At 59.9% G+C, this 26,892-nt stretch carries 22 protein-coding genes and 2 tRNA genes; 19 read left to right on the top strand and 5 right to left on the bottom strand.

Annotated elements, in window-relative coordinates:
• Positions 1–12 precede the first annotated feature (12 nt).
• The gene (queG, locus tag AB4N44_RS20035; RefSeq protein WP_150750084.1) at positions 13–1,083 is read right to left on the bottom strand and encodes a tRNA epoxyqueuosine(34) reductase QueG; all 1,071 of its coding nucleotides are present in this window, start codon (positions 1,081–1,083) and stop codon (positions 13–15) included.
• Between the two features lie 63 nt (positions 1,084–1,146).
• Between queG and AB4N44_RS20040 the strand changes: the two genes are divergently transcribed.
• From AB4N44_RS20040 to AB4N44_RS20095, 12 genes are all read left to right on the top strand, one after another.
• Entirely contained in the window at positions 1,147–2,646 is a 1,500-nt protein-coding gene (locus tag AB4N44_RS20040) for an NAD(P)H-hydrate dehydratase (RefSeq protein ID WP_460107857.1), read from the top strand.
• Positions 2,634–3,104 carry a tRNA (adenosine(37)-N6)-threonylcarbamoyltransferase complex ATPase subunit type 1 TsaE gene (gene tsaE / locus AB4N44_RS20045; protein WP_007915806.1) on the top strand — a complete coding sequence of 157 codons (471 nt, stop codon included), beginning with the start codon at positions 2,634–2,636 and terminating at the stop codon, positions 3,102–3,104. The genes AB4N44_RS20040 and tsaE overlap by 13 nt, the downstream gene beginning before the upstream one ends.
• A 57-nt stretch (positions 3,105–3,161) precedes the next feature.
• Positions 3,162–4,535, top strand: a complete 1,374-nt coding sequence (locus AB4N44_RS20050; RefSeq protein WP_401044867.1) for an N-acetylmuramoyl-L-alanine amidase — start codon at positions 3,162–3,164, stop codon at positions 4,533–4,535.
• A gap of 8 nt (positions 4,536–4,543) precedes the next feature.
• Positions 4,544–6,445, top strand: coding sequence for a DNA mismatch repair endonuclease MutL (gene mutL / locus AB4N44_RS20055; protein ID WP_460111692.1), 1,902 nt, complete (start codon positions 4,544–4,546; stop codon positions 6,443–6,445).
• Positions 6,445–7,416 carry a tRNA (adenosine(37)-N6)-dimethylallyltransferase MiaA gene (miaA, locus tag AB4N44_RS20060; protein WP_127925612.1) on the top strand — a complete coding sequence of 324 codons (972 nt, stop codon included), beginning with the start codon at positions 6,445–6,447 and terminating at the stop codon, positions 7,414–7,416. Before mutL ends, miaA begins: the two co-directional genes overlap by 1 nt.
• Before the next feature lie 94 nt (positions 7,417–7,510).
• On the top strand, positions 7,511–7,771 hold the full coding sequence (hfq, locus tag AB4N44_RS20065; RefSeq protein WP_007902656.1) for an RNA chaperone Hfq: 261 nt from the start codon (positions 7,511–7,513) through the stop codon (positions 7,769–7,771).
• Between the two features lie 12 nt (positions 7,772–7,783).
• The gene (gene hflX / locus AB4N44_RS20070) at positions 7,784–9,085 is read left to right on the top strand and encodes a ribosome rescue GTPase HflX (RefSeq protein WP_007915827.1); all 1,302 of its coding nucleotides are present in this window, start codon (positions 7,784–7,786) and stop codon (positions 9,083–9,085) included.
• A 96-nt stretch (positions 9,086–9,181) separates the two neighbouring features.
• Complete coding sequence (hflK, locus tag AB4N44_RS20075; protein WP_007915828.1) at positions 9,182–10,354, top strand: FtsH protease activity modulator HflK; 1,173 nt, start codon at positions 9,182–9,184, stop codon at positions 10,352–10,354.
• On the top strand, positions 10,354–11,223 hold the full coding sequence (hflC, locus tag AB4N44_RS20080) for a protease modulator HflC (protein ID WP_007915830.1): 870 nt from the start codon (positions 10,354–10,356) through the stop codon (positions 11,221–11,223). Before hflK ends, hflC begins: the two co-directional genes overlap by 1 nt.
• A gap of 313 nt (positions 11,224–11,536) precedes the next feature.
• Complete coding sequence (locus AB4N44_RS20085) at positions 11,537–12,724, top strand: ATP phosphoribosyltransferase regulatory subunit (RefSeq protein ID WP_007915833.1); 1,188 nt, start codon at positions 11,537–11,539, stop codon at positions 12,722–12,724.
• Between the two features lie 54 nt (positions 12,725–12,778).
• A complete protein-coding gene (locus AB4N44_RS20090) occupies positions 12,779–14,068 on the top strand; it encodes an adenylosuccinate synthase (protein ID WP_127925613.1) in 1,290 nt (429 codons plus the stop codon).
• Between the two features lie 140 nt (positions 14,069–14,208).
• On the top strand, positions 14,209–16,143 hold the full coding sequence (locus tag AB4N44_RS20095; RefSeq protein WP_127925614.1) for a methyl-accepting chemotaxis protein: 1,935 nt from the start codon (positions 14,209–14,211) through the stop codon (positions 16,141–16,143).
• Between the two features lie 90 nt (positions 16,144–16,233).
• Here the strand turns inward: AB4N44_RS20095 and AB4N44_RS20100 are convergent, their stop codons facing one another.
• From AB4N44_RS20100 to AB4N44_RS20115, 4 genes are all read right to left on the bottom strand, one after another.
• Complete coding sequence (locus tag AB4N44_RS20100) at positions 16,234–17,799, bottom strand: ABC transporter permease (RefSeq protein WP_460107852.1); 1,566 nt, start codon at positions 17,797–17,799, stop codon at positions 16,234–16,236.
• Positions 17,799–18,809 (bottom strand): extracellular solute-binding protein, encoded by a 1,011-nt coding sequence (locus tag AB4N44_RS20105; RefSeq protein ID WP_127925616.1) that lies wholly within the window; start codon positions 18,807–18,809, stop codon positions 17,799–17,801. The genes AB4N44_RS20100 and AB4N44_RS20105 overlap by 1 nt, the downstream gene beginning before the upstream one ends.
• Before the next feature lie 180 nt (positions 18,810–18,989).
• Positions 18,990–19,076: transfer RNA gene (locus tag AB4N44_RS20110), tRNA-Leu, on the bottom strand.
• A 180-nt stretch (positions 19,077–19,256) separates the two neighbouring features.
• Positions 19,257–19,343: transfer RNA gene (locus tag AB4N44_RS20115), tRNA-Leu, on the bottom strand.
• A 226-nt stretch (positions 19,344–19,569) separates the two neighbouring features.
• On the opposite strand from AB4N44_RS20115, the gene rnr reads away from it, so the two are divergent.
• From rnr to dnaB, 7 genes are all read left to right on the top strand, one after another.
• Positions 19,570–22,200 (top strand): ribonuclease R, encoded by a 2,631-nt coding sequence (gene rnr / locus AB4N44_RS20120; RefSeq protein ID WP_127925617.1) that lies wholly within the window; start codon positions 19,570–19,572, stop codon positions 22,198–22,200.
• Entirely contained in the window at positions 22,197–22,961 is a 765-nt protein-coding gene (gene rlmB, locus AB4N44_RS20125; protein WP_127925618.1) for a 23S rRNA (guanosine(2251)-2'-O)-methyltransferase RlmB, read from the top strand. Before rnr ends, rlmB begins: the two co-directional genes overlap by 4 nt.
• A 313-nt stretch (positions 22,962–23,274) precedes the next feature.
• A complete protein-coding gene (gene rpsF / locus AB4N44_RS20130; RefSeq protein WP_007915844.1) occupies positions 23,275–23,694 on the top strand; it encodes a 30S ribosomal protein S6 in 420 nt (139 codons plus the stop codon).
• Positions 23,695–23,723: 29 nt separating this feature from the next.
• The gene (gene rpsR, locus AB4N44_RS20135; protein WP_002551829.1) at positions 23,724–23,954 is read left to right on the top strand and encodes a 30S ribosomal protein S18; all 231 of its coding nucleotides are present in this window, start codon (positions 23,724–23,726) and stop codon (positions 23,952–23,954) included.
• A 36-nt stretch (positions 23,955–23,990) separates the two neighbouring features.
• Positions 23,991–24,884, top strand: coding sequence for a hypothetical protein (locus tag AB4N44_RS20140; RefSeq protein WP_016983782.1), 894 nt, complete (start codon positions 23,991–23,993; stop codon positions 24,882–24,884).
• A gap of 19 nt (positions 24,885–24,903) precedes the next feature.
• Positions 24,904–25,350 (top strand): 50S ribosomal protein L9, encoded by a 447-nt coding sequence (gene rplI, locus AB4N44_RS20145; RefSeq protein WP_003186385.1) that lies wholly within the window; start codon positions 24,904–24,906, stop codon positions 25,348–25,350.
• 119 nt (positions 25,351–25,469) lie between these two features.
• Positions 25,470–26,867 (top strand): replicative DNA helicase, encoded by a 1,398-nt coding sequence (gene dnaB, locus AB4N44_RS20150; RefSeq protein WP_007915846.1) that lies wholly within the window; start codon positions 25,470–25,472, stop codon positions 26,865–26,867.
• Positions 26,868–26,892 lie beyond the last annotated feature (25 nt).

The raw sequence follows: 26,892 nt of genomic DNA on the forward strand, positions 1-26,892 counted from the left end.
ATCGAAAGGATTTTACAGTGTGTCAGGGACATGCTGACGCAACGCCCACTCCACATGCTCTCTAACCAACTCTGACGGATAATCCCGTCGCGCCTTCAATGCTTCCAGTACCGGAATCGTTGAAGGCGCATTGCCCAATCCCACCGCCAGATTCCTCAACCAACGCTCATACCCGGCTCGCCGCAACGGCGAACCTTCAGTGCTACCTAAAAATTTCTCTTCGTCCCACAAAAACAGCTCAGCCAATTCGGCATTGTCGAGATTGTGCCGCGGCTTGAAATCGCTTTCCCCGGAAGGCTTGGCGAAACGGTTCCACGGGCAGACGATCTGGCAGTCATCACAACCGAACACGCGATTGCCGATCAACGGACGCAGGTCTTCAGGGATGGCGCTTTTCAGTTCGATGGTCAGATAGGAAATGCAGCGCCGCGCGTCCAGCACATACGGGCCGACGAAGGCATTGGTCGGGCAGATATCCAGGCATGCTGTGCAGCGCCCGCAATGTTCGCTGCTGTGTGGTTCATCCACCGGCAATGGCAGATCAACGAACAATTCGCTGAGAAAGAAGTAACTGCCAGCCTTGCGATTCAGCACCAGAGTGTTTTTGCCGATCCAGCCCAGCCCGGCCTGTTCAGCGATGGCTTTTTCCAGTACCGGGGCGCTGTCGACAAACGCGCGAAAACCGAACGGGCCGATCTGCGCCTGAATCTTGTCGGCCAATTGCTGCACACGTTTACGGATCAATTTGTGGTAATCGCGGCCCAAGGCATAACGCGACACGTAGGCTTTTTCCGGTTGCGCGAGCATTTGCGCCATTTGCGTATCGCCCGGCAAGTAGTCCATGCGCAGCGAAACCACGCGCAAGGTGCCCGGCACCAGCTCTTCGGGGTGCGAGCGTTTGCTGCCATGGGCGCCCATGTAATCCATTTCGCCGTGGTAGCCGGCCTTGAGCCAGCGTGCGAGGTGCTGCTCATGCTCGGCCAGGTCCAGACCGCTGATGCCGACTTGCTGAAAGCCCAGCTCGCGGCCCCAATCCTTGATTGATTGGGCGAGGGCGGGCAGGTCTGTGGTGATAGCGGACATGAGACGAGAGAAACCGGAGCTGAGGTGCGTATAATTCTGCCAGACATCGGAGCCCGAAGACGCATGCCGCACACGAAAGATCAATTACCCGACGCGCTGTATGGTGCCGCGCAGGTGCGCGAGCTCGACGCACGGCTGATCGCCGCCGGTATGCCGGGCTTCGAATTGATGCAGCGCGCGGCGCATGCGACGTGGCGAGCGCTGGTGCGGCAATGGCCGTCGGCGACTGAACTGACGGTGCTGGCCGGGCATGGCAACAATGCCGGTGACGGTTATCTGGTCGCGACCATGGCGCAACGAGCCGGTTGGCAGGTGCGGGTGTTGGCAGTCGGCGATCCGCAGCGTTTGCAGAGCGATGCCGCACTGGCCCATGCCGAAGCGCTGAATGAAGGTGTCGCGGTGCAGGCCTGGCAGGCTGAAAGTGAATTGCGCGGGATCATTCTCGATGCCTTGCTCGGTACTGGGTTGAGCGGTGAAGTTCGCGAGCCTTACGTGTCGGCGATCAAAGCAATCAACACCAGCGGTTTGCCGGTAACCGCCGTCGATATCCCTTCAGGTCTAAGCGCCGACTCCGGGCATGTTCTGGGCGCCGCTGTGCAGGCTGATCTTACGGTGACCTTTATCGGGCTGAAAATCGGCCTGTTTACCGGGGACGCGGCGGATCATGTCGGCCAATTGGTATTTAACGATTTGCAGGCCAGCGCCGACATTTATCGTGACATTCCTGTCATCGCCCAACGGCTCAACACGGCTAATCTTCCAAGGTTGGCGGCGCGAGCCCCGACTTCGCACAAGGGCCGTTTCGGCCATGTGTTGCTGATCGGCGGCGATCACGGGTTTGGCGGGGCGATTTTGCTCAGCACGGAAACGGCCCTGCGCAGTGGCGCGGGTATGGTTTCGCTGGCGACCCGTCCTGAACACGTCCCGGCGGCGCTGACGCGAGTGCCGGAAGCCATGGCGCTCGGAACCTCGTCGGCCAATCAGTTGATGAGTTTGCTGGAGAAAGTTTCTGTACTGGTGGTTGGTCCGGGGTTGGGACAGGCTAGCTGGGGGCGGGCGCTGTTGTCAGCTGCCGCGAATGCCGCGCTGCCGCAAGTCTGGGACGCCGACGCATTGAACCTGCTGGCGAGCGGTTTCGTTGAGTTGCCCAAGGATTGCGTGATCACCCCGCATCCGGGCGAAGCCGCGCGTCTGCTGGGAATCAGCACCGCAGAAGTGCAAGCGGATCGTCCGGCGGCGGTGCTGGCATTGAGCAAAAAATATACAGCGGTTGTGGTGTTGAAAGGCGCTGGCAGCCTGATCGCGCATCCCGATGGACGTCTGGCGTTGTGTCATCAGGGCCATCCGGCCATGGCCACCGCCGGACTCGGCGATGTGCTGGCCGGTTTGACCGGTGCATTGCTGGCGCAAGGCATGGACGGCTTCGATGCCGCGTGTCTGGCGGTCTGGCTGCACGCCAATGCCGGTCTGCAACAAGGAAAATTCGGCCGTGGGCTGGCGGCCAGTGATCTGATTCCAGCCATTCGTCAGTTGTTGGAGGAGCAAGCACCGTGTCTGAAGTAACCCTGTACCTGGCCGATGAACAGGCCATGAGCGACTTTGGCGCACGGATCGCCCGCGTGACCCAGGGCCATGGCCTGATTTTTCTCGAAGGCAACCTGGGGATGGGCAAAACCACGCTCTCACGGGGCATCATCCGCGGGTTGGGCCATGTTGGTGCGGTAAAAAGTCCGACCTTCACCTTGGTCGAACCCTACGAGATCGGTGACATCCGCGCCTTCCACTTCGACCTGTATCGACTGGTTGATCCGGAGGAACTGGAGTTTCTCGGCATCCGCGACTACTTCGAAGACGACGCGATGTGCCTGATCGAATGGCCCGATAAAGGTGCAGGCTTTTTGCCAAAGCCTGACCTGACCATTACCATTAGCCCGCAAGACAGCGGGCGTTCGCTGAAAATTTTATCCCAGGGCTCGCGTGGCGAGGCCTGGTGTGCCGCTTTGGCATTGGAATCCAATTAAATGATGGGGTTAGGTATGCGCTTTCGCGCGTTGGTGGCTGCCGCTGGACTGTTGTTGATGGCAGTAACCGTCAACGCTGTGGCCGATTCGAAGGTCAACAGCGTGCGCCTGTGGCGGGCGCCGGACAACACGCGACTGGTCTTCGACCTGAGCGGCCCGGTCCAGCACAGCGTCTTCACCCTGACCTCACCGGACCGGCTGGTGATCGACATCAACGGCGCCACCCTCGGTGCGCCGCTGAATGTACAGACCGCGAACACGCCGATCACCGCGATGCGCTCGGCCCAGCGCACGCCGACCGACCTGCGCGTGGTCATCGATCTGAAGAAAGCCGTCACCCCGAAAAGCTTCTCGCTGGCGCCAAACGCGCAGTACGGCAACCGTCTGGTGGTCGATCTGTTCGACAACCCGGCCGACGCCGCACCGCCGCCGGCGCCAACGCCGCAGGTGGCCACCGTGCCAGCGGTGCCAGTAACCCCCACCGAGCCTGCGATCAAGTTGCCGCCAGCCCCGGCCGGCAAGCGCGACATTATTGTCGTGATCGACGCCGGCCATGGTGGCGAAGACCCGGGTGCATCCGGCTCGCGTGGCCAGCGTGAGAAAGACGTGGTACTGCAAATCGCCCGTGAACTGCAGCGTCAGGTCAACGGCATGAAAGGCTTCCGTGCCGAGTTGACCCGTACCGGCGACTATTTCATCCCGTTGCGCGGCCGTACCGAAATCGCCCGCAAGAAGGGCGCCGACCTGTTCGTCTCGATTCACGCCGACGCTGCGCCATCCGCTGCAGCTTTCGGTGCCTCGGTGTTTGCCCTGTCTGATCGCGGCGCTACTTCCGAAACTGCTCGTTGGCTGGCCGACAGTGAAAACCGTTCCGACTTGATCGGTGGTGCCGGCAACGTCAGCCTCGACGACAAGGACCGCATGCTCGCGGGCGTATTGCTCGACCTGTCGATGACCGCCTCGCTGACTTCCAGCCTCAACGTCGGCCAGAAAGTCCTGACCAACATCGGCCGCGTCACGCCGCTGCACAAACAGCGCGTGGAACAGGCCGGGTTCATGGTGCTGAAGTCGCCGGACATCCCGTCGATCCTGGTCGAAACCGGCTTCATCTCCAACGCTAACGAAGCAAACAAGCTCTCCGCCTCGAGCCATCAGCAAGCGCTGGCGCGTTCGATCAGCAGCGGCGTGCGTCAGTTCTTCCAGCAGAATCCGCCACCGGGCACCTACATCGCCTGGCTGCGTGATTCCGGCAAGATCGCCCAGGGCCCGCGTGATCACCGTGTTGGCCCGGGGGAAACGCTGGCGATGATCGGCGTGCGCTATCAGGTGTCGCCGGCCACGCTGCGCGCCGCCAACAACCTGAAAAGCGATGAGCTGAAAGTCGGTCAGCACTTGACCATTCCTGGCACCGAACTGGCGTCCAAAGAATGAACGAAGTGCTGAACGCTGCTGCTCGCATTGAACTGCTCAGCCCACGGCTGGCGAACCAGATCGCCGCCGGTGAGGTGGTTGAACGCCCGGCCTCGGTGATCAAGGAACTGTTGGAAAACAGCCTCGATTCCGGCGCCAAACGCATTGATGTCGACGTCGAGCAGGGTGGCGTCAAGCTGCTGCGGGTTCGTGACGATGGCAGCGGAATTTCCGCCGACGACCTGCCGCTGGCCCTGGCACGTCACGCCACCAGCAAGATTCGCAATCTGGAAGACCTTGAGCAGGTGATGAGTCTCGGGTTCCGTGGAGAGGCACTGGCGTCGATCAGCTCCGTGGCGCGCCTGACGCTGACCTCGCGTACTCGCGATGCCGATCAAGCCTGGCAGGTCGAAACCGAAGGCCGTGACATGGCGCCACGGGTTCAGCCAGCGGCGCATCCGGTCGGCACCTCGGTGGAAGTGCGCGACTTGTTCTTCAACACCCCAGCGCGGCGCAAATTCCTCAAGACCGAAAAAACCGAATTCGATCACCTGCAAGAAGTGATCAAACGTCTGGCACTGGCGCGTTTCGACGTGGCATTCCATCTGCGCCACAACGGCAAGACCATCCTCAGCCTGCACGAGGCCCACGATGATGCGGCCCGCGCCCGCCGTGTGGCGGCAATCTGCGGCTCAGGTTTCCTTGAGCAGGCGCTGCCGATCAAGATCGAACGCAATGGCCTGCATTTGTGGGGCTGGGTTGGATTGCCGACGTTCAACCGCAGTCAGGCGGATTTGCAGTATTTCTTTGTGAATGGCCGGGCGGTGCGCGACAAACTGGTGGCCCACGCGGTGCGTCAGGCCTATCGCGATGTGCTGTTCAACGGCCGTCACCCGACCTTTGCGCTGTTTTTCGAAGTCGATCCGGCGGCGGTCGACGTCAACGTGCACCCGACCAAGCACGAAGTGCGCTTCCGTGACGGGCGCATGGTGCATGACTTCCTTTACGGCACCTTGCACCGCGCTTTGGGCGATGTGCGGCCGGAAGATCAGCTTGCCGGTTCCGTGACCACTGCCGTCGTGCGGCCAACGGGCATCGATGCCGGTGAGTTCGGCCCGCAAGGCGAAATGCGTCTGGCGGCCAACGCGCTGCTGGAGCAACCGCAGGCGCAGCCGGCGTTCAATACCGCCTCCGGTGCCAGTGCTGGCGGCGCCTATCAGTATCAGTACACACCGCGCCCGCAATCGGCGGTGCCGCCGGCTGCTGAGGCTCAGGCTGCGTATCGCGAGTTTTTCGCGCCGCTGCCTGAGGCAAACGCCAACGCACTGCCGGCTGGTCAGGAAGACATTCCGCCGCTCGGTTATGCCCTGGCGCAGTTGAAAGGCATCTATATTCTTTCCGAAAACGCTCAAGGGCTGGTGCTGGTGGACATGCACGCCGCTCATGAGCGGATCATGTACGAACGCCTGAAGATCGCCATGGCCAGCGAAGGCCTCAGCGGTCAGCCGTTGTTGGTGCCGGAATCCCTCGCCGTTAGCCAGCGCGAGGCTGATTGCGCTGAAGAACACGCGGCATGGTTCCAGCGCCTGGGCTTCGAATTGCAGCGTCTGGGCCCGGAAACCCTGGCAATCCGCCAGATTCCGGCGTTGTTGAAGCAAGCTGAAGCCAACCGTCTGGTCGGCGACGTACTGTCGGACCTGATGGAATACGGCACCAGCGACCGGATTCAGGCGCACCTCAACGAATTGCTCGGCACCATGGCCTGTCACGGCGCGATTCGCGCCAACCGACGCCTGGCCCTGCCGGAAATGAACGGTCTGCTGCGTGACATGGAAAACACCGAGCGCAGCGGTCAATGCAACCATGGCCGACCGACCTGGACCCAATTGGGTCTGGACGATCTGGACAAACTGTTCCTGCGCGGTCGTTGATGAGCCAGCTCCCTCCAGCGATTTTCCTGATGGGCCCGACCGCTGCGGGCAAGACCGATCTGGCCATCGAGCTGACCAAGGTGCTGCCGTGTGAGTTGATCAGTGTCGATTCGGCGCTGGTCTATCGCGGCATGGACATCGGCACGGCCAAGCCTTCGAAAGAATTGCTGGCCGAATTTCCGCACCGTCTGATCGATATTCTTGATCCTGCCGAAGCCTATTCAGCTGCAGATTTCCGTCGCGATGCCCTGCAAGCCATGGCCGAGATCACCGCACGCGGAAAAATTCCGCTGCTGGTCGGTGGCACGATGCTCTATTACAAGGCTCTGGTCGAAGGCCTGGCAGACATGCCCGCCGCCGACCCCGAAGTCCGCGCGCAGATCGAAGAAGAGGCTGCACGCCTTGGCTGGCAAGCCTTGCACGACCAATTGGCGGTCATCGACCCGGTGTCAGCGGCGCGGATTCACCCGAACGATCCGCAGCGCCTGAGTCGCGCGCTGGAAGTTTATCGGGTCAGTGGTCAGAGCATGACCGAGTTGCGCCTGCAACAATCTGCGCAAAGTACTGAAGCAGCCGCTTCGGGACTGCAACAATTGCCCTATACTGTCGCGAACTTGGCCATTGCCCCGGCAAATCGTCAGGTATTGCACGAGCGCATTAAACAAAGATTCACAAATATGTTGGAACAGGGGTTCATCGACGAGGTCGTAGCCCTGCGTAAAAGAAGTGACCTGCATTCGGGGTTGCCGTCTATACGTGCGGTAGGCTACCGCCAAGTCTGGGACTACCTGGATGGCAAGCTGACATTGGCCGAAATGCAGGAGCGCGGCATCATCGCCACGCGCCAATTGGCCAAACGCCAGTTCACCTGGCTGCGCAGCTGGGAAGATATACACTGGCTGGACAGTCTTGATTGCGACAATCTGCCACGCGCCTTGAAATACCTTGGGACCATCTCCATATTGAGCTGAGTCCTTGCAATTGCCGTCTATCCTTGGGGGTGTGACGGCCAAAGCCATCTGAATTACCTATTTTTATTATTGAATCCTTAAAGGAGTGCGGCACATGTCAAAAGGGCATTCGCTACAAGACCCTTACTTGAATACTTTACGTAAAGAGAAAGTTGGGGTTTCCATCTACCTGGTCAACGGTATCAAACTGCAAGGCACGATCGAGTCGTTCGACCAGTTCGTGATCCTGCTGAAAAACACCGTGAGCCAGATGGTTTACAAACACGCTATCTCGACAGTAGTGCCGGTTCGTCCAATTCGTCTGCCTAGCGCAACCGAATCCGAAGCAGGTGACGCTGAGCCAGGTAACGCCTGATAGGAGTCTCCTTTGTTCTTTGAGCGCCACGGTGGTGGTGAACGAGTCATCCTCGTTCACTTGGATGGACAGGACCCTGAGGCGCGCGAAGATCCGCAGGAGTTTCAGGAATTGGCTAATTCGGCCGGCGCCGAGACCGTTGCGTTTTTTAACGTGCCGCGTCATCGGCCAACCGCCAAATACCTGATCGGCAGCGGCAAGGTCGAGGAACTGCGCGACCTGGTCAAGGCTGAAGAAGCCGATCTGGTGATTTTCAATCACATCCTCACGCCCAGTCAGGAACGTAACCTCGAACGTGTTTTCGAGTGTCGCGTGATCGACCGTACCGGCCTGATTCTCGATATTTTCGCCCAGCGCGCCCGTACCCATGAAGGCAAGCTCCAGGTCGAACTGGCCCAGCTTGACCACATGAGCACGCGGCTGGTTCGCGGCTGGACTCACCTTGAACGTCAGGGTGGCGGTATCGGCATGCGCGGTCCGGGTGAAACCCAACTGGAAACCGACCGCCGTTTGCTGCGGGTCCGCCTGCGCCAGATCAAGGGCCGGCTGGAGAAGGTGCGCAGCCAGCGCGAGCAATCGCGACGCGGTCGCTCCCGTGCGGACATTCCTACCGTGTCTCTGGTGGGCTACACCAACGCCGGCAAGTCCACACTCTTCAATAACGTGACGAAATCCGACGTCTACGCGGCCGACCAATTGTTCGCCACGCTGGACCCCACCCTGCGCCGTCTGGAACTGGACGACCTGGGGCCGATTGTCCTGGCGGACACGGTGGGCTTCATTCGTCACCTGCCGCACAAGCTGGTCGAGGCATTTCGGTCTACCCTCGAAGAGTCGAGCAATTCCGATCTGCTGTTGCACGTGATCGATGCGGCCGAACCGGATCGCATGTTGCAGATCGAGCAGGTGATGGTGGTGCTGGGCGAGATTGGTGCCCAGGACTTGCCGATCCTCGAGGTCTATAACAAACTCGATTTGCTTGAAGGCGTTGAGCCACAAATCCAGCGCGACGAAAACGGCAAGCCCCAGCGGGTCTGGCTTTCGGCGCGTGACGGTAGTGGTCTGGAATTGCTTGAGCAAGCCATCGCCGAATTACTTGGCAGTGATTTGTTTATCGGTACCTTGCGCTTGCCGCAACGATTCGCCCGACTGCGTGCGCAGTTTTTCGAACTCGGTGCGGTGCAGAAAGAAGAGCATGACGAAGAAGGCATCAGTCTGCTGGCCGTTCGTTTGCCCCGTGTCGAGTTGAATCGACTGGTAAGCCGCGAAGGATTGCAGCCGATGGAATTCATCGAGCAACACACTTTGCAATAAAAGCCTGACAAAGCGGTTGTGCCGCAAAGGCAGGCATTCTGTAGCATTGGTCGGCGCGCCGTGGGTGCGTCTTTGCTTTATCAGATGGAGAGCGCTATGGCTTGGAATGAGCCGGGTGGCAACTCGAATAATCAGGATCCTTGGGGTGGCAAGCGCCGCAATAACGGCGACCGCAAGGGGCCACCGGATCTCGACGAGGCCTTCCGAAAGCTGCAGGAAAGCCTGAACGGGTTGTTCGGTGGTGGTAAGAAACGTGGTGATGACGGCGGTGGTTCGGGCAAGAGCAGTGGCGGCTTCGGCGGTCTGCTCGGCATCGGCCTCGTTGTGCTGGCGGCTGTCTGGCTGTACAGCGCGGTCTATGTGGTGGACGAGCAGGAGCAGGCCGTGGTGCTGCGTTTCGGCAAGTACTACGAGACTGTCGGCCCGGGCCTGAACATCTACTTCCCGCCGATCGACAAGAAGTACATGGAAAACGTCACGCGTGAGCGTGCCTACACCAAGCAGGGCCAGATGCTGACCGAAGACGAGAATATCGTCGAAGTGCCGCTGACCGTGCAGTACAAGATCAGCAATCTGCAGGACTTCGTGCTGAACGTTGATCAGCCGGAAATCAGCCTGCAGCACGCGACCGACAGCGCCCTGCGCCACGTGGTGGGTTCGACCGCCATGGACCAGGTGCTGACCGAAGGTCGTGAACTGATGGCCAGCGAAATCAAGGAGCGTCTGCAACGCTTCCTCGATACCTATCGCACCGGTATCACCGTCACTCAGGTCAACGTACAGAGCGCAGCGGCACCGCGTGAAGTGCAGGAAGCCTTTGACGACGTGATCCGCGCCCGTGAAGACGAGCAGCGTTCGCGCAACCAGGCTGAAACCTACGCCAACGGCGTCGTGCCGGAAGCCCGTGGTCAGGCCCAGCGCATACTCGAAGATGCCAACGGTTACCGTGACGAAACGGTCTCGCGCGCCAAGGGTGAAGCAGATCGCTTTACCAAACTGGTTGCCGAGTACCGCAAGGCACCTGAGGTTACCCGCCAGCGTCTGTACCTGGACACCATGCAGGAAGTCTTCAGCAACACCAGCAAGGTACTCGTGACCGGCAACAAAAACGGCCAGAGCAACCTGCTTTACCTGCCGTTGGACAAAATGATTCAGAACAGTTCAGGCAGCAATGCACCGGTCACCGGTTCGGCTGCCGCCAGCAACAACACGGACGTCACGCCGCATGTCACTGACCTGCCGCAGTCGCGCACAAGGGAGACCCGCTGATGAGCAATAAATCGCTGATCGCCCTGATCGTTGGCGTCGTTGTCGTGCTGGTGGGCTGGAACTGCTTCTACATCGTCGCTCAGACCGAGCGTGCGGTGCTGCTGCAATTCGGTCGTGTGGTTCAGGCCGATGTTCAGCCGGGTCTGCATGTGAAAGTGCCTTACGTTAACCAGGTGCGTAAATTCGACGCACGTCTGATGACGCTCGATGCACCGACGCAGCGCTTCCTGACCCTGGAAAAGAAAGCCGTGATGGTCGATGCCTACGCCAAGTGGCGAGTGAAAGATGCCGAGCGCTTCTACACCGCGACTTCCGGTCTGAAGCAAATCGCCGACGAGCGTCTGTCCCGTCGTCTGGAATCCGGTCTGCGTGACCAGTTCGGTAAGCGCACCCTGCACGAAGTGGTGTCGGGTGAGCGTGACGCACTGATGGCTGACATCACTGCTTCGCTGAACAAGATGGCGGAAAAAGAGCTGGGTATCGAAGTGGTCGATGTCCGGGTCAAGACCATCGACCTGCCGAAAGAAGTGAACCGCAGCGTGTTCGAACGTATGAGCACCGAGCGTGAGCGTGAAGCTCGCGAGCACCGCGCCAAGGGTAACGAACTGGCTGAAGGCATCCGTGCTGACGCCGATCGTCAACGCCGCGTGTTGCTGGCTGAAGCCTATCGTGAATCCGAAGAGGTTCGCGGTGACGGTGATGCCCAGGCCGCTGCGATCTACTCCAAGGCCTACGGTCAGGATCAGGAGTTCTACAGTTTCTACCGTAGCCTGCGTGCCTACCGTGAAAGCTTCGCGAACAAATCCGACGTATTGGTCCTCGACCCAAGCAGCGACTTTTTCCACTACCTGGAAAAGGCCAAGCCTTGATACGCCGTTGACCTGAATCATTCCGCCCGGCGGCTAAAACCTCGGGCGGGGTGATCCTTTGGGAAAACGTGTGTATGATGCGGCAGCCGGGAAATTCCCGGCTTTTTTGCGTCTGCACGTTTGATTGCTGTTTTTTGTTGCAGGCATCGGGTTGAATGGCCCGAGAGTATTTCGAGGAAAGTGATGGGCGAAGCCGGTAACAGGCCTTTCGCCGCGTCGTTCATGCGCGTGCGTTTTGAACGGATTGGTCATTTTCTGCTTCACTCAAGGCTCGCCCGCAGGCTGGCCGCCCGGATCAAAGGGGAATGGCGTAATGGCAACGGTAGACCGCTGGCTGCTGCCAGATGGCATCGAAGAAGTACTGCCACCGGAAGCGGCGCGCATTGAAGTCGCGCGTCGTCAGGTGTTGGATCTGTTCCAGAGCTGGGGTTACGAGTTTGTCGTGACTCCCCATATCGAGTACCTGGAATCCCTGCTGACCGGCGCGGGCCAGGACCTGGATCTGCGTACCTTCAAGGTCATCGACCCGCAGTCGGGCCGGCAGATGGGTTTCCGTGCCGACATCACGCCGCAAGTGGCGCGCATCGATGCGCACACCCTGCGGCGCGAAGGTCCGAGCCGTCTGTGCTACGCCGGCAGCGTGCTGCATGCCCAGCCGCGTGCATTGTCGTCCTCGCGCAGCCCGATCCAGTTGGGCGCCGAGTTGTACGGCGACGCCAGCCCGAGCAGCGACGTTGAAGTGATCAGCCTGATGCTGGCCATGCTGCAACTGGCCGACGTGCCGGATGTGCACATGGATCTTGGTCATGTCGGCATCTACCGTGGTCTGGCGCGTGCCGCCGGTCTGTCGGGTGAAGTCGAGCAGCAGTTGTTCGACGCGCTGCAACGCAAAGCCATCGACGAGGTCATTACCTTGACCGAAGGCCTGCCGGCCGATTTGTCCGGCATGCTGCGTGCGCTGGTTGATCTGTGCGGCGGCCGTGAAGTGTTAAGCGCTGCCCGCGAGCGTCTGGCCAATGCGCCGGCGCCGGTTCTGGCGGCACTGGAAGATTTGCTGGCGATCGCCGAGCGCCTGTCGGCGCGGTTCCCGGAGCTGCCGTTGTACTTCGACCTGGGCGAGCTGCGTGGCTACCACTACCACACCGGTGTGGTGTTCGCGGTGTTCGTGCCGGGCGTTGGCCAGTCCATCGCTCAGGGCGGTCGTTACGACGACATCGGTGCCGACTTCGGTCGCGCCCGTCCAGCGACAGGCTTTTCCACCGATTTGAAAACCCTGGTGACCCTGGGGCGTGCTGAGATCGAGCTACCGTCTGGCGGTATCTGGATGCCTGACAGTACGGATGCGGCACTCTGGCAGCAGGTTTGCCAGTTGCGCAGTGAGGGTCAGCGTGTCGTTCAGGCGTTGCCTGGACAACCTTTGGCCGCCGCCCGTGATGCGGACTGCGACCGGCAATTGATTCAGCAGAACGGGCTTTGGCAAGTATCGCCACTGGCTTCTTGAGTTTTCCTGCCGGCCATCGCCGGCACCAAGTTTGCGCGAATGAGGACAAGTGTTATGGGTAAGAATGTCGTAGTCCTGGGCACCCAATGGGGTGATGAGGGCAAAGGCAAGATCGTTGATCTGCTGACCGAACATGCTGCCGCCGTAGTGCGCTACCAAGGTGGCCACAACGCTGGCCACACACTGGTGATCGACGGCGAGAAAACCGTCCTGCACCTGATCCCGTCGGGCGTGCTGCGCGAAGGCGTGCAGTGCCTGATCGGCAACGGCGTGGTGGTTGCACCTGACGCCCTGCTGCGCGAGATCACCAAGCTGGAAGAGAAAGGCGTACCGGTGCGCGAGCGTCTGCGTATCAGCCCGTCCTGCCCGCTGATCCTGTCCTTCCACGTGGCGCTGGACCAGGCCCGTGAAAAGGCCCGTGGCGAGCTGAAGATCGGTACCACCGGTCGCGGCATCGGCCCGGCGTACGAAGACAAGGTTGCGCGTCGTGGCCTGCGTGTTGGCGACCTGCTGAACATGCCGCGCTTCGAAGACAAGCTGCGTGAACTGGTGGATTACCACAACTTCATGCTGGTCGGTTACTACAAAGAGCCGGCCATCGAGTTCGAAAAGACCCTGGCCGAGTGCAAGGAATACGCTGAGCTGCTGAAGCCGCTGATGCTCGACGTGACGGCTGAGCTGCACGACCTGCGTCGCGCCGGCAAAGACATCATGTTTGAAGGCGCCCAAGGTTCGTTGCTCGACATCGACCACGGTACCTACCCGTACGTGACCAGCTCCAACACCACCGCCGGTGGCGTGGCCACCGGTTCCGGCGTTGGCCCGATGTTCCTGGACTACATCCTGGGCATCACCAAGGCTTACACCACTCGCGTAGGTTCGGGTCCATTCCCGACTGAGCTGTTCGACGACGTCGGCGCACACCTGGCCAAACAAGGTCACGAGTTCGGCGCGACCACCGGCCGTGCCCGTCGTTGCGGCTGGTTCGACGCCGTTATTCTGCGTCGCGCTATCGATGTGAACAGCATCTCGGGCATCTGCCTGACCAAGCTGGACGTTCTCGACGGCCTGGAAACCATCAACATCTGCGTCGGCTACAAAGATGCGGACGGCAATGCTGTTGCCCCGACCGACGCTGACAGCTACGTAGGCCTGCAGCCTGTGTACGAAGAAGTGCCAGGCTGGACCGAATCGACCGTGGGTGCGAAAACCCTGGAAGAGCTGCCAGCTAACGCTCGTGCCTACATCAAACGCGTTGAAGAGTTGATCGGCGCGCCGATCGACATTATTTCGACGGGCCCGGATCGCAACGAAACCATCGTTCTGCGTCATCCGTTTGCTTGATAAGTCGTTGATGTAAAAACACAAAGGCCCCTTCATCGGGGCCTTTGTCGTTTATGCCTGTTGGACGGCATGACCTTTGCTGTGAATCTGTCTACAAGAGTGCCATCAAATTAATGGCGTCAGAAGTAGAGGGATTCACAGTGTCGGCCGTTCTCTCACTGTTACAAAGCCGTTTGTTGCGGCCCGTGTTCGTTACCCTTGGTATCGCCCTTTTGGTGCAGGTGTTGGTGGCCGTTGCCCTGACGCGGAGCACCGTCACCGCGCTGGAAGCTGATTTGGCGGTGCGCCTCGGCGCCGACAGCCAGAAACTCTCCGGCGAACTTGAGCAGGCGGGACGTGAAGTCACGTCGAGCCTCGATGCGTTGTCTGCCAGCACTCGTCAGCGCCTGACTGCCGGTCTGTCTTCGCGGCTGAAAGACGAGCAGGCGCAGTTGCGGGCGACGCTGGAAAAGGATCTGAAGGATTCGGCCAATGACATGGCGCAGTTGCTCGCCTCCGTTGCGCCGCGCGCCATGTGGGACAGCGACGTGCCGACCCTTTCCGAGTTCGCCCGCCGGGCCCAGCGCAATCCCAATGTGCTGTTCGTGGTCTACGACGACGCCACTGGCCAGCACCTGACCCGTTATCTCAACCGCGAAAACCCGATCAACAAGGCCTTGCTGGAAAAAGGCCAGGGCGAGCGTGCGCTGGATAAAGTGCTGGATGCGGCCAAGAACGATCCGTCGGTTTATTACCTTGAAGCCTCGATCAATCCAAACGGCGTGGAAATCGGCAAGGTGCTGATGGGTGTGTCCACAGCCTCGGTTGAAACCGATCTGGCGGCACTGGACAAGCGCTTCTCGGCGTTGATCGCCAGCAGTGATCAGTTGGTCGGCGACAGTCTCAAGGGCGCCGCAGCGGACAGCGCCAAAGCCATGCAGTCGCGCCTGCAATCAGCGCAGTCCACCGCAACCGAGATGAAATCCAATACCGCCAATACCGTTCGGGAAGCAGCAGCAACCTTGCGCTGGCGCATAGGCCTGGGCCTGGCGCTGGTCGGTTGTGGAGTGCTGTTGTTGCTGGCGGTAGTGTTGGGCCATCGCGTGGTCAATCGCCTGAAGATGCTCAACGCAGCGATGGATGACCTGGCGGCGGGCGAGGGCGATCTGACCAAGCGTGTGCAGATCAACAGCAAAGACGAAATCGGCGACATGGCCTCGGCGGTCAATCGCTTTGTGGATAAGTTGCAGCCGATCGTGCGTGAGGCGGGCGATGTTGCGCAGCGTACCGGCGTCGAGATTGGCGCGATGACCCTGCGCAATGCCGGGGCGGATGCGGCGGCCGGCATGCAGCGTGATGAGGTGGCGGAAAGCCTGCGAGCGCTGTCGCAAATGGCTGATGAGGCGCAGTCGGAAAGCCATGCAATGCAAGCGGCGTTGAAGCAGGTGGTGGATATTCGTCAGGCCACCGACGAAAACACCCGCACCTCCGCCAAAGTCGGCAGCCTGATCGAGGCGCTGGCGGGGCAGGTCGATACCGGGGCGAAAGTCATCGAGCGGCTGGCGCAGCAGAGCGAACAGATTGAAGTGGTGCTGACGGTGATTCATGGGATCGCCGAGCAGACCAATCTGCTGGCGCTCAACGCCGCTATCGAGGCGGCGCGGGCGGGCGAGACCGGGCGTGGTTTTGCGGTGGTGGCGGACGAAGTTCGAGCGCTGGCGAGCAAGACGCAAAGCTCTACTGGCGATATTCAGGCGCACATCGTCGCGTTGCAGCAGGGCGCGCGTGAAGCGGTCGAGGCGATCGGTCAGGCCGGGCGTCAGGCCAGCGAAGGCTTGCTGGTGTTGCGTGACAGTGCGCGGTTGCAGCAATCAGTGCAGGCGTCGGTCGAGCAAGTGCATGCGGCGATTGGCCTGGCGACGCAAGCGGCGGCGCATCAGGCGCAAGGTGCGCAGGCGGTGCGCGGGCGAGTCGAAACGATTCATGCCCAGGCCGAGAAAGCGGCGCAGGCGGTGGTGGAGACCACGGCCAGTGGCAAGGTGCTGGATGGTTTGGCGGCGCAGCTGAAGGCGAGTCTGGGGCAGTTCAGGGCTTGAGGTCATCTGGGCGGGCCGCTTCGCGAGCAGGCTCGCTCCCACATTGGAATGCGTTTCTCTGTGGGAGCGAGCCTGCTCGCGAAAGCGGTATCAGCGGCTCAGATACATCCGCGTCGTCAGTAAATAAACCGGCAGTCCCGATACCAAAATCAACAACGCCGCATAAGGCGCCGCCGCGGCAAACTCGACATTCGCGGTATGCGCCCAAACCTCAGTCGCCAACGTGTTCAGCCCGGTCGGACTCAGCAGCAGCGTCGCCGTCAATTCCTTCATCGCATCCAGAAACACCAGTGCAAACGCCGCGCCCAATGCCGGGAAGATAATCGGCAACGTCACCCGACAAAACGCCGTAAACGATGAAGCGCCCAGCGTGCGCGCAGCCTCTTCGAGCTGCGGCGCAGCCTTGTTCAGCGCTGTGCGAATCGGCGCCTGTGCCAATGGCAAAAACAACAATGCATAAGCGATCAGCAGCAAGCCTGAAGTCTGGTACAGCGCCGGCACGTAATGCAGGGCGAAATACACCAGCGTCAACGCAATGACCAATCCTGGCAGGGCATGCAGCAGATACGGCAAGCGCTCGGCCCAGATCGCCAGTTGGCCTTTGTAACGCACCACCAGCAAACCGACCGGCACCGCCAGTACCAGACATAACGCCGCGCCGCCGAGCGACAGCGCCAGCGAGGACAGCAGTGCTTCGGTAATCGCTGCCACGGGGAATGCCGCCGAAGAACCCACCGCCAGCCAATACGCCAACATTCCCAGCGGAATCCCGCTGCCGACAATCGCCAGCAGCAGGCAATACAACTGACCGACCGCTGCCCAAGGCCCGAGCCGAACCTGCTCAGCCTGTCGCGCAGCACCTTGGCCGGTGCGCACATGCCGGCCTTTGCCGCGCACGCGCAGTTCCAGCCACAGCAGCACCAGACACAGGGCCAGCAATACGGCCGACAGCATCGCCGCGTTGGCGTTACTGAATTCCAGTTCGAATTGTTGATAGATCGCGGTGGTGAAGGTTTGCAGGCCGATGATCGACAGCGCGCCGAACTCCACCAGCATGTGCAAAGCAATTAGCAGCGAACCGGCCAGCAACGATGGCCAGAGCAGCGGCAAGGTGACGCGGAAGAACACGCCCCAGCGATTCTGTCCAAGGGTTCGCGCGGACTCTTCAAGGGAGGGATCGAGATTGCGCAGGGTTGCCGCTACCGGCAGAAAGATCAGCGGGTATTTCGACAGGCTCATCACCAGAATCGCCCCGCCAAGCCCTTCGAACTGCGCGCTCAAAGAGACCCAGGTGAAGCTGCTGACAAACGCCGGCACCGCGAACGGCAGGCACAGAATCACCCCCCACAGGCGTCGTCCCGGCAGATTGCTGCGCTCCAGCAGCCAGGCCAGCGACAGACCGATCACGCCGCACGCGAGGGTCACGCCAACCATCAATGCCAAGGTGTTGCGCATCAGGCCGAACACATACGGGCGCCACAGCAAGTGCAGCGCCTCGGCCCAACCGGCCTGCCAGGCTTTGAGTCCGACATAGGCCAGCGGCAAAAGGCTCAGCACCACCAGCAGCAACACCGGCAGCACCAGCCAGATCGAAGGCCGCTTGCGTTTTGGCACGTAACCCCCGCGCGCGGCGGGGGCGGATAACGATGCGGCCATCAGTTCAAGCCAACTTCACGTTCCAGCTCCAGCGCTTCTTCGGCATTGCCCAGATCGGCAGGCGTTACGTTCGGCGCTTCCAGCTCGCTGAACGGCTTGAGTCCGCGATCCGATTCCATGCCTTTATGCAGCGGATACTCGGCGGTGGTCTGAGTGATCACGCGCTGGCCTTCTTCGCTGGCCATGTAGGCGAGGAATTGCTGGGCTTCTTTTGGATGCTTGCTGGATTTCAGCACGGCAGCGCTGGACACAGTGATCAGGCCGCCGACGTCACCACCCGTGAAGTAATGCAGTTTCGAGTCGAGTTTGCCTTTCTCGCGCTGCAGGGCGAACCAGTAATAGTTGTTCACCAGTACGGTGGCGACTTCGCCGTTTTCCACCGCTTTGAGGGCAACCATATTGTTGCTGTAGGTCTTGCCGAAGGCGCGCAGACCGGTTAACCATTCTTCAGCAGCATCGCGACCGTGCATCTTGATGATCGCCACGGCCTGTTCCTGGAAGGCGCCGCTGGTCGGTACGAAGCCGACTTTGCCCTGCCACTGCGGATCGGAGAACTCCATCACCGATTTCGGCAGGTCTTTTTCGTCGACCAGTTTCGGGTTGTAGGCGACGACGCGAACGCGTGCAGTCACGCCGATCCAGGTACCGTTACCGGCCACGTATTTTTCCGGAAGCACGGCCAACGTGGCGTCATCGGTTTTCGCCAGCAGGCCGAGTTCGCCGAGATTGTTCAGTGGCGGCGATTCTTCGGTGTAGATCACGTCGGCGGGAGAGCGGTCGCCTTCTTCGATGACCTGGCTGGCGAGCTGATTGCTGCTGCCCTTGCGCACATTGACGTGAATGCCGGTCTTGGCTTCGAAGGCTTTGGCGATCGCGTCGCCGACTTCCTTGTGCTGGCCGTTGTAGAGAGTCAGGGAAACCGCGTCGGCAGCCTGGGTGAGGGGAGTGGCGAGCGCCAGGCCGAGGAAGGTGAAGGTCAGGCCTCGGCGCAGGGTATTTCGAAACGTCATTCGCAGGGTTCCTCACTGTCGCATTGCAAAAACTTGCAACAATGATAAACGATATTGTTTCTCAAGTGCGCCTTGCGAGAGGCTCTGCGTTCCTGTAGGGGGGATTCAGGAGGCCAGAAACGCAAAAACCCGCTTTCGCGGGTTTTTGTGAAACTCAACGTCGTAACCTTGAGTTTGAATTGGTGCCCAGAAGAAGACTCGAACTTCCACGACCGTAAGGTCACCAGCACCTGAAGCTGGCGTGTCTACCAATTTCACCATCTGGGCAATCATCGCTAGCGTTGCCGCTGTTGATGTGGCGCACTATACGGAGCGCCTTTTGATCTGTAAACCCCTGATTTAATTTTAATAAATCAGTTTTAAGAAAACTCGGGCTTAGAATGCAAAAAACCCGCTTTCGCGGGTTTTGTGTGAGCCTTGAAACTGATCTAGTCTCAAACTCGAAATTGGTGCCCAGAAGAAGACTCGAACTTCCACGACCGTAAGGTCACCAGCACCTGAAGCTGGCGTGTCTACCAATTTCACCATCTGGGCAGTATCGGCAGCGCTTGTGCGTCGTCGATGGCGCGCACTATACGGAGCGTCTTTTTAACTGTAAACCCCTCTCAGCAAAAAACATGATTTTTTTTACCGGCGGTGGTCAAAACGGCTTTCAAGCAACGCTACAGCCCCGGATACGCGCCTTATAGAGTCGGAAATTTCCCGTTTCATGGCGCCTATGCCAAACTAACCCGCATATAGACAAGGTGAAAACTCTCTAATGGCCGATTGGCAGTCCCTCGATCCCGAGGCCGCTCGTGAAGCGGAAAAATATGAAAACCCTATTCCTAGCCGCGAACTGATCCTGGCGCATCTCGCCGATCGGGGTTCGCCTGCTGCCCGCGAGCAACTGGTCGAAGAGTTTGGTCTGACCACAGAGGACCAGATCGAAGCTCTGCGCCGCCGCCTTCGCGCCATGGAACGCGACGCACAACTGATCTACACCCGTCGCGGTACGTACGCGCCGGTCGACAAGCTCGACCTGATCCTTGGCCGCATCAGTGGTCACCGTGACGGGTTCGGCTTCCTGGTGCCGGACGACGGCAGCGACGACCTGTTCATGAGCCCGGCGCAAATGCGTCTGGTATTCGACGGCGACCGTGCGCTGGCCCGTGTTTCCGGCCTCGACCGTCGCGGTCGCCGCGAAGGCGTGATCGTTGAAGTGGTTTCGCGTGCTCACGAAACCATCGTCGGTCGCTACTTCGAAGAGGGCGGCATCGGTTTCGTCGTTGCCGACAATCCGAAGATCCAGCAAGAAGTGCTGGTGACGCCGGGCCGCAACGCCAACGCGCAGATCGGTCAGTTCGTCGAGGTGAAAATCACCCACTGGCCGACGCCGCGCTTCCAGCCGCAAGGCGATGTGGTCGAAGTGGTCGGCAACTACATGGCGCCGGGCATGGAAATCGACGTTGCCCTGCGCACCTACGATATCCCGCACGTCTGGCCTGAAGCGGTTCTGAAAGAAGCCGCCAAGCTCAAGCCGGAAGTCGAAGAAAAAGACAAAGAGAAGCGCGTCGACCTGCGCCATCTGCCGTTCGTCACCATTGATGGCGAAGATGCCCGCGACTTCGACGACGCTGTTTATTGCGAAGCCAAACCGGGCAAGCTGCGCCTGTTCTCCGGCGGCTGGAAGTTGTACGTGGCGATTGCCGACGTTTCCAGTTACGTGAAGATCGGCTCGGCGCTGGATAACGAAGCGCAAGTGCGCGGCAATTCGGTGTACTTCCCCGAGCGCGTCGTGCCGATGTTGCCTGAGCAGTTGTCCAACGGCCTGTGCTCGCTGAACCCGCACGTCGATCGTCTGGCCATGGTTTGCGAGATGACCATCTCCAAGTCCGGCGAAATGACCGACTACTGCTTCTATGAAGCGGTGATCCATTCCCATGCTCGTCTGACTTACAACAAAGTCAGCGCGATGCTGGAAACGCCGAAAATCACCGAAGCGCGTCAGCTTCGCGGTGAGTACAACGACGTTCTGCCGCACCTCAAACAGCTTTATGCGCTGTACAAGGTACTGCTGGCTGCTCGTCACGTACGTGGCGCGATCGATTTCGAAACGCAGGAAACCCGAATCATCTTCGGTACCGAGCGCAAGATTGCCGAAATCCGTCCGACCACCCGCAACGACGCGCACAAGCTGATCGAAGAATGCATGCTGGCGGCCAACGTGGCCACCGCCGAATTCCTCAAGAAGCACGAAATTCCTGCGCTGTACCGCGTCCACGATGGCCCGCCACCGGAGCGTCTGGAAAAATTGCGTGCGTTCCTTGGCGAGCTCGGTCTGTCCCTGCACAAAGGCAAGGACGGCCCGTCGCCGAAGGACTATCAGGCCTTGCTGGCGAGCATCAAGGACCGTCCGGATTTCCACCTGATCCAGACTGTGATGCTGCGTTCGCTGAGCCAGGCGGTGTACAGCGCTGACAATCAGGGCCACTTTGGCCTGAATTACGAAGCCTATACCCACTTCACTTCGCCGATCCGTCGTTATCCGGACCTGCTGACGCACCGCGCGATCCGCAGCGTGATCCATTCGAAACAGGACACCCCGCACGTTCGTCGTGCCGGTGCGATGACCATTCCGAAGGCGCGCATTTACCCGTACGACGAAGCGGCACTGGAGCAACTCGGCGAGCAATGCTCGATGAGCGAGCGCCGTGCTGACGAAGCGACCCGCGACGTAGTGAACTGGCTCAAGTGCGAGTTCATGAAGGATCGCGTAGGCGAATCGTTCCCGGGCGTGATCACCGCAGTGACCGGTTTTGGTCTGTTCGTCGAACTGACCGATATCTACGTCGAAGGCCTGGTGCACGTCACCGCGCTGCCGGGCGATTACTACCACTTCGATCCTGTGCATCACCGTCTGGCGGGCGAGCGCACCGGTCGCAGCTTCCGCCTCGGCGATACCGTTGAAGTACGCGTGATGCGCGTTGACCTCGACGAACGCAAGATCGACTTCGAGATGGCCGAAAAAACCATCAGCGCGCCGATCGGTCGCAAAAAACGTGGCGCCGAAACCGCTGCGCCTGCTGCCAAGGCTTCGGAAGAAAAGGCTCCGGCAAAAACCGCCAGCCGTCGTCCGGTCAAGGAAAAGGCTGCCGAAGCCTATCGCCCTAGCGATGCCGTGGCGAAGAACGCCGAGCTGCGCAAAAGCCGTGAAATGAAGAAAGCGCTGCTTTCCGATGCCAAAAACGGTGGTAAAGCGGCGTCCGGGGGAAAGACCGGACGGTCGGCGCCTGAAAAGGCCTCCGGCGGCAAGCCAGCCAAACCGAGCAAACACCGTAAAGGCCCGCCAAAAGCGGGTTCTGCTCCAGCCAAAAGTGGCGGGGCACGTAAACCGAAGGCGAAGTCATGAGTCAGTTGGAAAAAATCTACGGCGTTCACGCGGTAGAAGCGTTGCTGCGTCACCACCCGAAACGCGTCAAGCAGATCTGGCTGGCGGAAAGCCGCAACGATCCGCGCGTGCAGACCCTGGTTGAACTGGCTAATGAAAATCGCGTTCAGGTAGGTCAGGCCGAGCGTCGCGAAATGGACGCTTGGGTTGAAGGCGTGCATCAGGGCGTGGTCGCGGAAGTCAGCCCGAGCCAGGTCTGGGGCGAAGCCATGCTCGACGAGCTGCTCGATCGCACTGAAGGCGCGCCGCTGTTGTTGGTGCTCGACGGTGTGACCGACCCGCACAACCTCGGCGCTTGCCTGCGCTCGGCCGATGCGGCCGGTGCGCTGGCGGTGATCGTGCCGAAAGACAAATCGGCAACTTTGACGCCGGTCGTGCGTAAAGTCGCTTGCGGCGCGGCGGAAGTGATTCCGCTGGTGGCGGTGACCAACCTCGCCCGTACCCTGGAAAAACTTCAGCAGCGCGGTCTGTGGATCGTCGGCACGGCAGGTGAGGCCGAGGTCAGCATTTATGACCAGGATCTGACCGGGCCGACCATCCTGATCATGGGCGCTGAAGGCAAAGGCATGCGTCGCCTGACTCGCGAACACTGCGATTATCTGGTGAAGCTGCCGATGGCCGGTAGCGTCAGCAGTCTCAACGTCTCCGTAGCCACTGGCGTTTGCCTGTTTGAAGCACAGCGTCAGCGCGGCGCTAAAGCCAAGGCTGCCGCGAAGAAGTAGTCTTGAGCTGAAAGCGGTTCAAATGTGGGAGCGAGCCTGCTCGCGAAAGGGGTGTGTCAGACGACATTAATGTTGCCTGATGTATCGCATTCGCGAGCAGGCTCGCTCCCACAGTGTTTTGTGGTGTGGCATAAATGGGTGGTTGTTCAAATAATCACCAACTGCCTTGCACCTCTTCTGTCCCTTCTCTACAATTGCGCCCCTTGCTGTGACGGCAGGCACGCATGTGCCCCGCGCCAGCAAGTCCATAAGTGTCATTCACTCCTTGTCTGACCGTTTTTGAGCGGCAGGCTACAACCCGTAAGGAGCATTCATGCGTCATTACGAAATCATCTTTCTGGTCCACCCGGATCAGAGCGAGCAAGTCGGCGGCATGGTTGAGCGTTACACCAAGCTGATCGAAGAAGACGGCGGCAAAATCCACCGTCTGGAAGATTGGGGCCGTCGTCAACTGGCCTACGCAATCAACAATGTTCACAAGGCTCACTACGTGATGCTGAACGTTGAGTGCACTGGCAAGGCCCTGGCTGAGCTGGAAGACAACTTCCGCTACAACGATGCAGTGATCCGTAACCTGGTCATCCGTCGCGACGAAGCCGTAACTGGCCAGTCCGAGATGCTCAAGGCTGAAGAAAACCGCAGTGAGCGCCGTGAGCGTCGCGATCGTCCTGAGCACGAAGGCGCTGAAAGCGCTGAAGGCGAAGAGAACGACAGCGATAACGCTGACGAGTAATCCACGGACCTTATTAAGGAGCCTATCAAATGGCACGTTTCTTCCGTCGTCGTAAATTCTGCCGTTTCACCGCTGAAGACGTGAAAGAGATCGATTACAAAGATCTCAACACTCTGAAAGCCTACGTATCCGAGACCGGCAAAATCGTTCCAAGCCGCATCACCGGTACCAAAGCTCGTTATCAGCGTCAGCTGGCCACCGCTATCAAGCGCGCCCGCTTCCTGGCCCTGCTGGCCTACACCGACAGCCACGGCCGCTGAGACCGGGCAGTCGACAAGTAGCAAAGGATTGAATGCATGCGTGCCTTAGCTGAGTTCATCATGCGAGGCCGTATGCAGGCCACTCTCGTGGTGGCCGGATGTGCAACATTGCCGTTGTTGTATTGGTTGGGCGCTGCCGCGGGGAGCCTTGTGCTGCTGCGGCGCGGACTGACGGACGCCCTGGGTGTTCTGTCTCTGGGGCTGCTGCCGGCATTGATCTGGTGGCTATATGCCGATGACCCACGGGCACTTCTGGTGCTGCTGGGGTCTTCGGGACTTGCGTTGGTTTTGCGCGCAAGTGAGTCCTGGGTTCGCACGCTGCTGGTCAGCGTAGTGATTGGAGTGGTGTTTTCAGTGGTGCTCGGGGCCGCGTTTGCGGCCCAGATCGAGATGCTCGCGCAGGCCTTGATAAAGGTCATGCCGGCGCTTCTTGGTGAGACTTACAAGCAATTGTCGGTCGATGAGCAAGCGCGTTTCGCGTCCCTGATTGCACCGGTCCTGACCGGACTGATTGCGGCTTTGTTGCAAATCGTCAGCGTGCTGAGCCTGATTGTCGGGCGGCATTGGCAGGCGTTGTTGTACAACCCGGGTGGTTTTGGTCGCGAGTTTCGCGCCATCCGGATCCCGCTGGGGCCGGCGATGTTACTGCTGGCGTTGATGCTTCTGGGCCCGAATCTCGGTGCACAGATGGCCATGTTGACGCCGTTGTGCAGTGTACCGCTGGTGTTCGCCGGACTTGCCCTGATTCACGGGCTGGTCGGGCAGAAGCGACTGGCCGGTTTCTGGCTGGTGGGGTTGTACGTCACGCTGCTGTTGTTCATGCAGCTGATCTATCCGTTGCTCGTGGTCTTGGCCATTGTCGACAGCCTGATTGATTTTCGCGGTCGTCACGTGTCGAAAGACACCGATAACGCGAACGGTGAAGGTTAAAAGTTAAGAGGATTTCCACATGCAACTGATCCTTCTGGAAAAAATCGCCAACCTGGGCAACCTGGGCGACAAAGTAAACGTTAAGGCCGGTTACGGCCGTAACTACCTGCTGCCTTTCGGCAAGGCTACCGCTGCGACCGCTGCCAACCTGGCTGCGTTCGAAGAGCGTCGTGCCGAGCTGGAAAAAGCTGCCGCAGACCGTAAAGCATCGGCTGAAAGCCGTGCTGCCCAACTGGCCGAGCTGGAAGTGACCATCACTGCCACCGCTGGCGACGAAGGCAAGCTGTTCGGTTCGATCGGTACTCACGACATCGCTGACGCACTGACCGCCTCCGGCGTTGAAGTTGCGAAAAGCGAAGTTCGTCTGCCGAACGGCACCATCCGCAACGTGGGTGAATTCGACGTGGCTGTGCACCTGCACGCCGAAGTTGAAGCCACCGTACGCGTTGTCGTGGTAGCAGCTTAAGCAACACTGATCGGCTGGCGGCTTGTCCGTCAGACGGTTAACATCGGGCACGATCCTGTTTACAGGTCGTGCCCTTTGTCTTTCTGAATTCCCCGTTTTTCCAAACAACACAAGTGGCCATGAACGATATCTCCGCTCCCGAGCAATACGATCTGCAAACCGCTGCCCTGAAGGTGCCGCCGCATTCCATCGAAGCCGAACAGGCTGTACTCGGTGGTCTGATGCTGGACAACAACGCCTGGGAGCGCGTGCTCGATCAAGTCTCCGACGGCGATTTCTATCGACATGACCACCGTCTGATCTTCCGTGCGATCGCCAAGCTGGCCGATCAGAACATGCCAATCGACGTCGTGACCCTGTCCGAGCAACTGGACAAGGAAGGTCAGACTTCGCAAGTGGGTGGCCTCGGTTACCTCGGCGAGCTGGCAAAAAACACGCCGTCCGTCGCCAACATCAAGGCCTATGCGCAGATCGTTCGCGAACGAGCGACCTTGCGCCAGTTGATCGGCATCAGTACCGAGATCGCTGACAGCGCCTTCAATCCTGAAGGTCGTACTGCCGCCGAGATTCTTGATGAAGCCGAACGGCAGATCTTCCAGATTGCCGAGGCCCGGCCTAAAACCGGTGGCCCGGTAGGTGTGAACGATTTGCTGACCAAGGCCATCGACCGCATCGACACCTTGTTCAACACTGACAACGCCATCACTGGCCTGTCCACCGGCTACACCGACCTCGACGAGAAGACCAGCGGCCTGCAGCCGTCCGACTTGATCATCGTCGCCGGCCGTCCGTCGATGGGTAAAACCACCTTCGCGATGAACCTGGTGGAAAACGCCGTGTTGCGCAGCGAGAAGGCGGTTCTGGTGTACTCCCTCGAGATGCCAGGTGAATCGCTGATCATGCGTATGCTCTCCTCGCTGGGCCGCATCGACCAGACCAAAGTGCGTTCCGGTCAACTCGAAGACGATGACTGGCCGCGCCTGACCTCGGCAGTCAACCTGCTCAACGATCGCAAGCTGTTCATCGATGACACTGCCGGTATCAGCCCGTCGGAAATGCGTGCGCGGACCCGGCGTCTGGTGCGTGAACACGGCGACGTCGGCCTGATCATGATCGACTACCTGCAACTGATGCAGATCCCCGGTTCCAGCGGTGACAACCGTACCAACGAAATTTCCGAGATCTCGCGATCCCTGAAAGCGCTGGCCAAGGAATTCAACTGCCCGGTGGTGGCGCTGTCGCAGCTCAACCGCTCCCTGGAACAACGTCCGAACAAGCGTCCAGTGAACTCCGACTTGCGGGAATCCGGAGCGATCGAGCAGGACGCCGACGTGATCATGTTCGTGTATCGCGACGAGGTGTATCACCCCGAAACCGAGCACAAGGGCATCGCCGAAATCATCATCGGCAAGCAGCGTAACGGCCCGATCGGTTTTATCCGCCTAGCGTTTATCGGCAAGTACACCCGCTTCGAAAACCTCGCACCGGGCAGCTACAACTTCGACGACGACGAGTAAAGGCTGGCCGAATCCCGTCGGCCAG

Source organism: Pseudomonas sp. S3_C06 (assembly GCF_054667675.1).